Annotated in this window: 8 protein-coding genes; 2 read left to right on the top strand and 6 right to left on the bottom strand. The window is 71.6% G+C overall.

Annotation, left to right across the window (positions count from 1 at the left end):
• Positions 1-37 precede the first annotated feature (37 nt).
• The 6 genes from OG472_RS37405 to OG472_RS37380 all read right to left on the bottom strand — a co-directional run bounded on the left by OG472_RS37405 (position 38) and on the right by OG472_RS37380 (position 10,450).
• Positions 38-1,558, bottom strand: a complete 1,521-nt coding sequence (locus OG472_RS37405; RefSeq protein ID WP_405833469.1) for a PucR family transcriptional regulator — start codon at positions 1,556-1,558, stop codon at positions 38-40.
• Complete coding sequence (locus OG472_RS37400) at positions 1,555-2,670, bottom strand: DUF917 domain-containing protein (protein ID WP_405942600.1); 1,116 nt, start codon at positions 2,668-2,670, stop codon at positions 1,555-1,557. Before OG472_RS37400 ends, OG472_RS37405 begins: the two co-directional genes overlap by 4 nt.
• A 17-nt stretch (positions 2,671-2,687) precedes the next feature.
• Positions 2,688-4,037: a hydantoinase/oxoprolinase family protein gene (locus OG472_RS37395; protein ID WP_405942599.1), complete on the bottom strand. Its 1,350-nt coding sequence runs from the start codon at positions 4,035-4,037 to the stop codon at positions 2,688-2,690.
• A gap of 33 nt (positions 4,038-4,070) precedes the next feature.
• Positions 4,071-5,420, bottom strand: coding sequence for an MFS transporter (locus OG472_RS37390; protein ID WP_405942598.1), 1,350 nt, complete (start codon positions 5,418-5,420; stop codon positions 4,071-4,073).
• A gap of 162 nt (positions 5,421-5,582) precedes the next feature.
• Positions 5,583-6,581, bottom strand: coding sequence for a helix-turn-helix domain-containing protein (locus OG472_RS37385; RefSeq protein WP_405833461.1), 999 nt, complete (start codon positions 6,579-6,581; stop codon positions 5,583-5,585).
• Positions 6,582-6,718: 137 nt separating this feature from the next.
• On the bottom strand, positions 6,719-10,450 hold the full coding sequence (locus OG472_RS37380) for a S8 family peptidase (RefSeq protein WP_405942597.1): 3,732 nt from the start codon (positions 10,448-10,450) through the stop codon (positions 6,719-6,721).
• 505 nt (positions 10,451-10,955) lie between these two features.
• Here OG472_RS37380 and OG472_RS37375 point away from each other — a divergent pair.
• A complete protein-coding gene (locus OG472_RS37375; RefSeq protein WP_405942596.1) occupies positions 10,956-11,294 on the top strand; it encodes a hypothetical protein in 339 nt (112 codons plus the stop codon).
• Positions 11,291-11,821: a hypothetical protein gene (locus OG472_RS37370; RefSeq protein WP_405942595.1), complete on the top strand. Its 531-nt coding sequence runs from the start codon at positions 11,291-11,293 to the stop codon at positions 11,819-11,821. The genes OG472_RS37375 and OG472_RS37370 overlap by 4 nt, the downstream gene beginning before the upstream one ends.
• Positions 11,822-11,901 lie beyond the last annotated feature (80 nt).

Raw genomic sequence — 11,901 nt, 5'->3', positions numbered from 1 at the left:
CTCCCCATGTGGGGCTGCGTTCATCACCGCTTCCTGCTCAGGACTCGGTCAGCAGGACGCGGCAGGCCAGGTGCAGAGGGAGGCGCTGGGCGGGGTCCTCTGGATCGAAGCCAAGCGAGCGGATGCGTTCCATGCGCGCAGCGACCGTGTTCCGGTGGACACCGAGGATCTCTGCCGCCGCCGAGGGGGCGGCTCCCTGGTCCAGGACGACTGCAAGCGTACGCAGCAGCGTTCCGTCCCGGTCCGCGGCGAGCAGCGGGGCCAGCACGACCTCGGCGGGCCGCCGCAGGGCCTCCGCGGGCAAAGCGGACAGCAGTTGGGCGGGCCCCATACGGTCGGCGCGGACCACCGACCCCGGTACGGCGGCGACCGCCGCAGCGGCCCTGGCGTCCGCAAGCGCCAAGCCCAGCGAGCCGGTACCGTCGGTCGGACCGGCTACTCCCCCGGCGACCGGCAACTGGTCACCGATCGCCTGGACTGCCGTACGTAGCTCTGCCTCGCCCTGCCGCAGCCACACCTCCGGATCAGGAGCCGTGGCCGGGGTGTCGACGGCCGCAGAACGCCATGACACCCAGCAGTCCTCGTACGCGATGAGCGGTCCGCCGATGCCGTACCGGGCCCAGAGCGCACGCAGCGCGGGTCCGGGTGCGGGCCCGGACCCGGCCTCAGCGGCGACGGCCGGTCGTAGGGCAAACGCGATCAGGGGCCCGACCAGCGGCCAGCCGAGCGCCGCGGCCTCAGCCCGGACATGAACACGAGCCTGGTGGTCCTCCTCCCCGGAGGGATGCGTCAGCTGGTGCAGCAACAACTCGCTCCGGCGCTCCAGCTGTTCCTCCGCCAAGCGGCGGGTGGCGGCCCATGCGGTCAGCGGGGGTACCGCCAGCCGCAGCACTGCCTCCACGGTCGACGCCCAACCCGTCTCCTTGGAGCGGGAGTCGGCTACGAGGACCGCGAGCGGGCGTCCTTCGGGCCCAGGCACGTCCAGCCGCACCGGGTGCGCGGAGTCGCGTGCGGCCCGCCGCCCGGCCAGCATCCCGCCCACCGGATCGATGAGAGCCAGGGACGTCGAGGGCAGCACCGCGTGCAGCGCGGCCAGTACGCGCTCGACGTGCGGGCCGGCGGCTGCAAGGCGCTGAGCAGCCTCGGCCAGCAGCGCCGTCCGGCCGGCATCCGGCCGGGACACTGCGGAGGCGATCCGTACGGCGCCCTCCAACGCGTCGCCGCCGATCAGCAGCAGCGGAACACCGAGGCGATCCGCGAGTGCGCCCGGTGGATGCGCGGCCACCGCCGTCTCAGGGACGACCACGCAGGCAGCCGCCTGCTCCCAGGCCTTGCGCAGGGCCATCTCCACGATCCATCCCGACCGGGCGAGCTCCTCGGTGAGGACGACGGCGGTGTGCGGGCGCAGGTCTCCAAGGGCTTCACGCCGGTCCACGATGCGCACGTCAAGAACCTGGGCGTCGCGCCCCGTCGTGCCGAGTACGCGTACACCGGGCAGCGGGCCGTACTGCACCAGCTCCGCGACCGTCATGGGCGCGGGCAGGTCGGGACGTCTCACCACCGGGTCTCCTCGGGTCGTTGCGCGTCCGGGTGTTCCGCCCGCCAGGCATCCGGTTCTGGGTCCGGGCTCAGCAGCAGGAGCCCACCGGCAGCCGCCAGTCGGCGGCCTTGCGGGGTGTGCCAGGCGGGTGCGGCGGGGATGACGACGATCTCCACCTCGATGCCGGGCATGGCACGTTCGACGTCCAGCACCCGCTGGTCGGACGCCGACAGCATCAGGATCTGGTCCGGCGCGGCCGCTGCCGGCGCGCCGTCGGCGAGGACCAGCAGTACCTCGTTGTGCGCCTCCAGCCGGAACCGTCTGTGCAAGCCCTCGGTCTCGGAGACGACCACACTCGTCGGCCGGGACGGCAGCGCTGAGCCCCCGGCGGTGTCCGGTCCCTGCGTCACGGGGTGCTCCACGGCAGTGATCCGACCGATGCCCAGTCGGCGCGGCCGCGGCTCCCACAGCGCGAAGGGGTCTCCGGGCGTCGGGCGGCCCGCTGCCAGGGCCCGGCTCACGGTGCCTGGAACCACGGCGGCTGCCATTCGGTCTCCGTCCATGGCGTAGCAGGCGGCGACCGCCCAGCCTCCGGCGGCCAGGACCATCGGCCGTACGAGCTCCTCAACGCGGCTGCCGGCCGCCTCCACGACGACTACGTCTCCAGCGGGCGTGGCCAGAGCGACCGGGGCGACATCGATCCCGGCGATGGTGAACGTGGTCTGTTCCAGCAGGGGGAGGACTCGTCCGCAGGCGTCCCCGTCCACCAGCGGCAGCCCGCAGGACGCCGCTGTGACGACTGCGAGCAGCGCGTTCTCGGCCGCGGTGTTGAGCGGCACGACGGCGTCCGCCGCCTTGCCCAGGCGGCGCTCGAGCGCCCGGAGCGCCCGGCGCGGCTCCTCGCCCGTGGGCAGCTGCTCGGCGAGTGCGGCCGAGGAGCCGAGCAGGCTGACCGTGACGCACATCTGCCCTGGGCCCAGGTCGCGGGGGCGGATCAGCGGCACCGGCTCGTGCTCCGCGAGGGCCGCCCGCGCCCAGTCGAGGCTCGCCCGGTACGAGGAGTACTCGGCGCCCGCTGCGAGCACCAGCGCCCCCTTGGCGAGCTCCTCCAGCCGTGCGGCGTCCAGCACAGTTCCCTCCAGGGGCGTCATGTGCGGCGGCCAGAGGTCATGCCGGGGATTCCCGAGGGGGATCCGACGGCGCGGACGCGGAGGCGGTGGACGCCCTCGGGCAGGTAGGAAACGGGGGTGTGGGCGGCGAACGCGACGCGGGCGGTGGCCGGGGCGGCGCCTGCGGCGAGGACCCGGGCCAGGGCCTGGTCACGGGCGAGGCCGAGGAGCCGGTCGAGGTCGCCGCGGCCCCCGGCCACGACGACCTGATCGACTTCGGCGACGATGTCCGAGCGGGCAGCGCCGTAGCCCGCGGCAGCGATGGCGGCCTCCGGATCCTGGGCCCGGACGGGCACCAGCCCGCAGTCGCCGCCCGCCGCGAGGAGCACACCGCCGGGGATACGTCGCCGAACCCTTTCCACCAGGTCGGCGACCTGCTCGGCGCCGGTCCCCACGAGGTCGGCGCGGGGCAGCACGTCGGTGCGGATCCGGTCCAGGTCCAGGTCGACTCCGCCGAGTCCTGATCCGACGTCGGAGCTTTCCACCTCGCCGTCGGTGACGCTCGCGCACCTGAGTTCCGCGGCCCCGGCATCGACGACCACGGCGCGGTCCGCCCCGGCTGCGAGCGCGGCTCCCCGCACTGCGCTCGCCGTGGTGGAGGCGATGGCGAGGACCGGGTAGGTGCGGAAGTACGCGGCGGAGATCAGTCCTCCGGTGTTGCGGGCCAGGTACAGCGGTGCTTGGAGACCGTCCACGCGCAGCGCGCGTTCCGCCGTGTCGCTCAAGCGTGCCGCCCACGGCCGTAGGGCGGCGTTGAGGACGGCGGTGTTCTCGCGTTCCCGCAGTCCCGACCGCCCGAGCTCGTGCGACAGGGTGATCTCCGCGCCGGGCACGGTTTCCGCGATGACCTCTGCGGCGGCGAGCTCCGGGTCGGGGCGGGTCAGCGCGCCGGCCGCCGCGACCGAGAAGTCGGTGACCCCGTCGTCGGCGGCCCGCCGGGCGAAGTCCGCGACTGCTGCCCGGTCGAGCGGAGCCAGTTGCCGCCCGGTGAGCGCGGCTCCGCCCGGGACGACCGTGTGGAGCGGCCCTACCTCGCGGGCGGCCCGCGCGGGCCAGTCCGCGAGCGGCCCGAGGGACGGGTGACTCGGCGGGGCGATCCGCAATGCGGCTACCGGCCTCAACCGCGCCGGGCGGCGTTCCAGGTCCGTGGTGAGGCCGACGGTGTCCACCTCACCGGTCTGGGCCCCGGGGAGCTCGGCGAGCACGGCGAGCAGGCTCTCGCCGAGGCCGGGAACGCTGTCCACCACCGCGCGCGCCATGGTCTGGCCGTCCGGCCCGACCAGTACGGCGACGGTGGTGACGCGCCCCACGTCCACTCCCAGCCTCACCCGCATGATCCTGTCACCATCTGCCCCTATATATCACTCCAGATCCCGGCCCTCGGTCTCCGGCAGCGGCACGGCCACGACCAGCGCCACCACCAGGAATGCGGTGATGAACAGCACCGTGGAGGAGAACCCGGTGGCGCGCGCCAGCAGGTACCCGACGGCTGACGGTGCGACCGAGGTGGAGATCAGCTGGGCCGCGGTGGCCCAGGAGTATCCGGTGGCGCGCAGTGCGGTCGGGTAGAACTCGCCGTTCCAGGTGTTCCAGACACCCCACGCACCGAGACTGAAGAACGAGAGGGCGAAGTTGGCGGCGTACAGCTGGGTGAGGCTGCCGGAGTAGGCGAACAGCACGCCGCTGAGCGCGGCGGCCGCCACGTACGGCAGGAAGACCTTCTTGCGGCCGAAGCGCCCGGTCAGGTAGGAGGCAGACACGTAGCCGGGGATCATGAAAAGAGCGCTCAGCGCGACGAAGCCGAGGCTGCTGGACATGCTCAGCCCCTTCTCCATGAGCAGCGTGGGCAGCCAGGTCTGCAGGCCCCAGTAGCCCCAGTTGAAGGCGAAGTTCACGATCAGCATGAGCAGGGTGATGCGCAGCAGCCGGCCGCGCAGCAGGGCGAGGGGGTTCCCGGCCCGCTCGGCCTCGACCACGGTGAATCGGGCGCCCTCCGGGACCTCGGCGCCGAGCTTCAGCAGCACCGCCCGGGCTTCGGCGTGCCGGCCACGGGCGGCCAGCCAGTACGGGGACTCGGGCACCCAGGCCCGGATCGCGAAGACCCACAGCGCCGCCAGCGCGCTGGCCACCGCCACGACGTGCCATCCCATCCCGGACAGCGTCTGGGTCACTCCCACGGCGGCGAGAACTCCGATGGGCCAGCCGATCGACAGGTAGACGGCGGCCCGGCCGCGCAGCCTGACCGGGAACAGTTCGAGGAAGTAGGGGAAGGTGACGGTGTAGATGCCGGCCAAGGCCGTCCCCGAGAGCACCCGGGTGACCATCAGCGTGGTGAAGTTCGGCGAGAAGGCGCTGGCCAGGGCTATTGCGCCGTACGAACCGAGGCTCCACAAGCACACGGCCCGGCGTCCGATCCGGTCGGCGACCGGCCCCCAGACGAGCGCACCGGGGATCATGCCGAGGGCCACGGCCGACAGGACCCACCCGATCCGTCCGGCGTCGAGGGCGAAGGCGTCGCCGAGGTCTGCGGAGACGTAGACAAGAGCGAGCTGCTCCCACGACTCGATGACGAAGGCCATGAACAGCGCGAAGGCGATCAGCACGTGAGCCCTCCCGAACGGCATGCGTTCGAAGTAGGCACCCACGGGCTGCGGACCGCCGGCCCCGTCCGGGACTCCGGCGGTTCCGGTCTGTACTGAGACTGCGCTCATCGGCTGCCCTCCTGGCATTGGTACCGAGACGCACACCATCGGGTTCGGTGTGAATGCGAGGCACCATAAACAGGCCACTGCGGCCGGAACCATGCGTAGAGCACAGCCAACCCGGCGGTGAGTGTGCCCGGCGCACAGACGTCCGCCGCCGTCGCGCGCCGATCACGCTTGCGGAGGCTCCGCCCAACCGTTTCGGACCGCGTGGGCGCCGAGCTGCATCCGGCTGTGGACTCCGGCCATGTCCATGAGGTGACGTAGGCGCCGGTGCAGCGTGCGCGGCGACAGGCCAAGTTGTGCGGCGGCAGTCAGGTCCGTCAGGCCGGCCAGGAGCAGCCCGAGGATCCTGCGGTCGAGCTCGGTCGGGCCGTGCGGACCGACCTCGACGGCGCTTTCGGCCTTTCCGCCGGTGGCCGACAGGGCGAGCGGGTGGGCGGTGCGCCATACCGTCTCGAACAGGGCGTCCAGCGCGTCCAGCAGGCCGCTGCGGTGCAGCAGCACGGCGCCGGGCTCCCCGTCCGGGGTGATCGCGAGGGGGACGAGGCCGAGGTCGGCATCGGCCAGCACGAGTTTCATCGGCAGCTCGTCGGCGACACGTAGTTGCACGCCCTTGCCCAGTGAATCGATCGCGTCGTCGACGATGCCCGGCTCTGCCAGGACGGCTCGGTCCAGTACCGCCCGGAACCGCACGCCACGGCCGATGGCCATGGGCTCGGCCGTGTTCTCGTCGGGCGGCAGGGCGACGAACGGTGCGGTGATGAAGGACCGGACCTGCGCGCGGGCCGCCTGCTGCACCTGGAGGAAGCGGTGGCGGATGGCGTCGGCGCCCGTGACGACCTCGATCAGATCGTTGATGCTGCTCCCGGTCATCGCCGCCCGGTGCTCCTCGGCGAAGGTCACCAGGGCGTGCTCGGCCATACGCAACCCGTCCCGGCGCTGGCTGATGAGAGCGCCGAGGGCCATGGCCGGCGGCGCTGCGGTGAACCGGTCGTGCGCCGACCTCGTCGCCAGCCCCCACTCGACCAGACGGGACAAGGCCTTTTCGACGTGGGCGTGCGGGAGGGCGATCTCGTCGCTCAACAGGAGCGTGGTGGAGTTCGGCCGTCCGAGCAGCGCCCGGTAGACGCGCTCGTCGTCGGGGTCGAGGCCCAGGACATCCAGCATCGGCGACCGACTCTCTTCCGCTTGCCGCAGCGGGGAGAGTATCCGCCATGGTGGCAGACCCTGAATAGTCCCTGGTGGGAGGAGGTGCGAGGCGAAGGGCCCCGGGGCGTCGCCGCCCCGGGGCCCGACAGTGCGGTTCATCGCAGGCCGTACGCCCGGATGATTTCGTTCTTGACGCTGAAGCCGCTGTCCGTCTCGGCGCTCGCGCGGACCGAGACGAAGCCGCCGGGCTTCTTGGCCGTCCTGAACGAACCCGTCCAGCGACCGCCGGTGCCACGGGTCACGGTCACCTTCTGCCAGGTCGCGCCGTCGTCGTACGAGATGTCCAGCTTCACCGACTTGACGGTGCCCGGCACCGTGCCGAGGCCCATCGGCACCGGCTTGAGCGCGATCTCCTGGGTCGCGTTGGCCTTGACGTCGCCGTGCAGGTCCGACTCCAGCGCGTAGTCCAGGTTCAGCACCGGGAACGGCTCGAAGAACTCCGAGTCGACGGTGTCGGACATGAACGTCCATTCCGTGTGGGTGCGCGTCGACAGGCGGAAGAGGTCACCGGGCCGCTCGGCGTCGAGGACCGCGCGGTAGGGCAGGTTGCCCGTCGGGACCTCCACCCACTGCATGTCCGTGCTGTGCGGGTTGTCGTGGATCAGCCTGTCGCCCTGGAAGACCTGCAGGTGGGTCGGCGTCTCTCCCCACTGCAGGAAGCCGCCCAGCCGCATGGTGTCGCTGGCTGAGGCCCACGCCTGCACGTTCCAGGTCATGTGGTCCTGCCAGCGGGAGTTGTACACGCCGAAGGACTCGCTCTGGGCGGGCCTGGTCGCCGGAGCGAACCAGTCCAGCCGGGTGGTGCTGCCCTTGGCGTACGTGTTGTCGCCCGACACCATCACCCACGGCAGGGCTGTGTCGACGCCCTGCGCGTGGAACTCCCTCCAGCCCTGGCCCGGGGTCACCCACTCGGTGCGGGTGCCCGGGTGCCACTCGCGCTCGGGGAAGTTGACCGACGGGCTGAGGGTGAAGTCGGACCGGTAGCCTTCCGCCGACCGGCCGGCCGTGGCCGAGTAGTAGCGGGCATCGATTCTGGCGAGGTCGTCCTTGGTCGGCTTGTAGACCAGGGCCCGGTCCGGAACCCGGCCGGGGTACTCCCGGGTGAGGTCGTAGACGAACGGCGTGTACTCCGTCTGCTCCACGGTCAGCTTGTGGCTGCCGGCCTTGGCCATCGCGACAAGGGCCTTGCCCGCCTCGCGGTGCACGGTGGCGACCGGGATGTTCGATTCGCCGACGTACTCCATCAGCCCGCCGACACCGTCGTTGACCACGATCAGCGCCTTCGCACCGGCCGCGACCGCGGCCTCGGTGCGCTCCTGGGGCGAGACCCCGTCGCTGCGGTCGATGACGACGACCTTGCCCTTGGCCTTGATCTTCTTGTACGCGGCCGTCGCGCCGTTGCCCGCGTAGACGGCGTCCAGCGTGTCGCGGGCGGTGCCCAGGGAGCTGCCCGCCTGCACGAGTGCATCGAATGGGAGCCGGCCGCCCGACGTGCTCAGGCCGAGCTGCGGCTCACCCTTGCGCCAGCGGGTGGTCAGCATGAACTCGCCCTGCTCCATCGGCTCCGTCGGCGCGACGTAGACGTCGTCGTACGTGAGCGGCAGCACGTACGCGCTGCGGTAGTCCGTGAACGGGTCGAGGCCCTTGTAGTGGACGTTGAAGTCGACCTTGCGCTGTCGGTCCTCGGTGCGCTGCGGCGCCTCGGTCTGCAGCAGGCGTGCCTTGCTCGCGTCCAGCACCACGTCCGCGGAGCGGTCCTTGAGCACGGTCTCCGGGTCGACCAGCACGGCCAGACCCGAGCGGTCGGCCTTCTCGCCCGCCACGTCCAGGTATCCCGCGGCGGTGTACGTACCGGGTGCCATGCGCATGGTGGTCGAGCCGTCGACGTAGAGCGACCAGGGCCAGAAGTCGCCGGCCAGGTTGACCGTGACCCAGCCGGCGGCGGGCTTGCCGTCCCGGCCGACCAGCTTGATGTTCAGGTCGTAGCGCTCCTCCTCCTTGAGCAGCGCCACGGACGTGCGGGTCACCGGCTGCCCGGTGGCGGCGTCGGTGGCCGTCACGTAGCCGACGTGCCGGCCGGCGGCCGCGGCTTTCGGGTCACCGGTCACCGGGACGGCGGCCGTGCCGCGCGCCGGGACGGTCACCCTCGTGGCTCCCAGCGCGAACGGGCCGCCGCCGGACGGCGCGAGGTTCAGGGTGATGTCGGCGGCACCCGTGTTGGTGAAGGTCAGGTCCTTGGTGACGGCGGCGTCGCTCGGCTCGTGCGGCCATGTGTAGTTGCCGAAGAAGAGCGATCCGGTGCCGCGGACCGTGGTGCGCACGGCGGCGGCAACGTCGAGACGCCCGGTGCCGACCTCGTACGGCGAGTACCCGCCGTCCAGGCCCTTCGCGGTGCTCATCAGGTGTTCCTTGAGCTGCGCGCCGGTCCAGTCCGGGTGCTGCCGGGCCAGGATCGCCGCCGCGCCGACCACGTGCGGGGTGGCCATCGAGGTGCCGCTGAGGGTGCGGTAGAGGCCCTCGCCACCGCCGGTCATCTCCTGCGAACGGGCCGCGGTGATGTCCACGCCGGGAGCCGCGATGTCCGGCTTCATACCGCCGGAGTGGGCCAGCGGACCGGTGCTGGAGAAGGACGCGAGCCGGTCCTGCTTGTCCGTGGCGGCCACGGTCAGCGCCGAGGCGGCCGCGCCCGGCGCGGAGATGCTCTCCGGGCCGGAGTTGCCGGCGGCTATGACGAACAGCGTGCCGTACTGCGCGGACAGTGCGTCCACCGTCTGCGACATGGGGTCGCTGCCGTCCGTCGGGTAGGAGTCGCCGAGGCTCATGTTGACGACGTCCGCACCGGACTCGGCGGCCCACTGCATGCCGGCCATGACCCAGGAGTCCTGGCCGGAGCCCTCCGCACCGCCGAGGACCTTGCCGACGAACAGGTCGGCGCCGGGCGCGACGCCCTTGTTGTCGCCGCCGGAGGCGGCGCCCGAACCGACGATCGTGCCGGCGACATGGGTGCCGTGACCGTTGACGTCGGTGACGGCCTCACCCGGCACGAAGCTCGCCGTGCCGTCGATCAGGCCGGCGAAGTCGGGGTGGTTGACGTCGATGCCGGTGTCGAGCACCGCGACCTTGACGCCCTTGCCGTCGTACCCCGCTGCCCAGGCCTCCGGCGCGCCGATCAGCGGCACGCTCTCCTTCAGACTGGCCTTCACGCGACCGTCGAGCCACAGCTTCGCCACGCCCTCACCCAGCGACGGGCTGCCCTGCGGCGCGACGGTGCTCCAGAAAGTGCGGGCCTGCCGCTTCTCGGTGCTGAGCGCGGCACCGCCGATGCCCTTGAGCCGGCGGGCCACCTTGCTGCCCCGAGGGGCCGTCGGCTCGCTGGCCGAACGGGACTTCGACTGGGTGTATGTCGCGATCAGCGGCACTGCAGCCGACTTCGCGTCGTCGTAGCCCATCTCGATCAGATCGGTGACGTTGAACAAGCGTCGGTCCAGCTTGTCCGTGCCCAGCAGCGGCGCCGCCTCATCCGGGATGACGAACAGGTCACCCTTGATCTGCTGGATCTTCACGCCGCCGACGGCACTGTCGGGCCGGTCGACTTCGGCGGCCTGCTTGCCGTCGGCCATCGTGGTGACCGTGACGACGTCGCCGGTGACCAGGGTGACCTTGTGGGTCGCCGATGACCGGGAGGGATGGGTGGGCTTGCTCGGAGCGGCTTGTGCGGGCGCTTGCAGGACCGCGAGCCCCGACGCCAGCAGCGGCCCCACGGTGGCGGCCGAGACCAGCTGCCAGCGCCGGCGCCGGAAGGCGGAAGCATGAGAGGGGGAGGACATGCCAAGGGTCTATCGACCCGAGAGTGCCGACGTGAAGGCATCATGATGGCAAGTCCTCGCCATGGCAGATGCTTGTCAACAGTGAACCGTGCGATAGCGGGTGGAAAGACTCCATACGGCATGGGGATCGCGCCCACATTCCGTCTCGGCACGGGCCTGCCGTCATTCGATGTGCGGTGGCCTCATCCGGCGGGGGCGGCGAATTCTCAGGCAGCGGCCGCCCTGATGGAAGAGGCAGCCCGTACGCGCGCGGGAATAGAGACGCGCTGTTGGCTGCTGGCGCAGTCTCAATGGGGGCATGGGTTCGGCAGGTGAAGGTGCAGTGCCAACCGGGTGAAAGGGCGTTACCCAGCTTCCTCGGCGTGACCGTGAGTGACTACAAGTTGGCCTGTGACCCGGAATCGTGGTCACCGTCGCCTGCCGGATTCTCTGCCCCGCTCTCTACACCGCGTCAGGCAAGCAGCAGCGGGCGGGGTCGGCCGCCCCGATCAGGAGCTGCTGTTTCATGAGGATGACCCCGCCCCGTCGTTTCCTTGCCACGACCGCGGTCGCCCTGGCGACCTTGACCGGTTCGACGGTGCCGGGGCAGGCGCAGACCGTCACGTCGAGCGAGCGAACCATGACGGATCTGCCCGGCTACCAGATGCTGTACAGCGACCCGATCGCGGTCGACAACCTCACCCCGCTGACCTTCGAGTGCCCGGCGGGGAAGGTGGCCGTGTCCGGCGGCGCAGACGTGCAGGGCGCGGGCGCTGTTCTCGTCGGCAGCTTCCCCACCCCACCCTCGGCGGCAGCTCCAGCAGGTGGACCGTGGTGGCGCGGCAGGTGGGCAAGCCCCAGGTGACTCTCACCGCGTACATGCTCTGCGCCAACAGCGCGGCTCTGCCCGGGTACCAGCTAGTCAACCTGCCATCGGCCGACGTGGCCAACAGGGCCTCGCGCGAGGCGGCCTGCCCGGCCGGGAAGGTGGTGGTGAGCGGTGGCGCGGAGACCCGGGGCAAGGACCCGGCGCTCCGGGTCAGCGTTGCCCCGCGCCCCAAGGAGGGGTCGCCGTCGCTGTGGACGGCGAGCGGCCAGTCCCTCTCCGCGGCCACGGTGGGCCTTGCGGTGACCGCGATCTGCGCGAACCCGGTCCCCGGATACGAGATCGTCGAGCTGCCGGTGGCCGATGCACCCAACAGCACCGCCAAGTCGCTGGCCTGCCCCAGCGGCAAGGCCCCCCTCAGCGGTGGCGTCGCCGGCTACAACACGGCCGTGGTGACCAGCTCACGCCCCGAGTTCGTCTCCGGAGCCGTCAAGTGGTCGGCGAGGGTCCGTGAGCCCTCCCGTACAACCGCTGCCAGCAGCCTCACCGTGATCTGCGCGAACTGATCCGACCGCTCCCGCGCACGGTTCCGCCTTCTCCGAAGTCGGCAGAACCGTGTGCCGCGTCAGTTGCCACCGCGGATGAG

This window comes from Streptomyces sp. NBC_00207 (assembly GCF_045160965.1).
Classification (GTDB): Bacteria; Actinomycetota; Actinomycetes; order Streptomycetales; family Streptomycetaceae; genus Streptomyces.
The sequence above is the reverse complement of the archived record's forward strand: the minus strand, read 5'-3'. Positions and strand labels throughout refer to the sequence as shown.

Bases quoted from the DNA above. Each gene is read 5' to 3' on its own strand.
- OG472_RS37375 (WP_405942596.1), top strand. From the start codon at position 10,956: ATGAGGATGACCCCGCCCCGTCGTTTCCTTGCCACGACCGCGGTCGCC.
- OG472_RS37385 (WP_405833461.1), bottom strand. From the start codon at position 6,581: ATGCTGGATGTCCTGGGCCTCGACCCCGACGACGAGCGCGTCTACCGG.
- OG472_RS37380 (WP_405942597.1), bottom strand. From the start codon at position 10,450: ATGTCCTCCCCCTCTCATGCTTCCGCCTTCCGGCGCCGGCGCTGGCAG.
- OG472_RS37390 (WP_405942598.1), bottom strand. From the start codon at position 5,420: ATGAGCGCAGTCTCAGTACAGACCGGAACCGCCGGAGTCCCGGACGGG.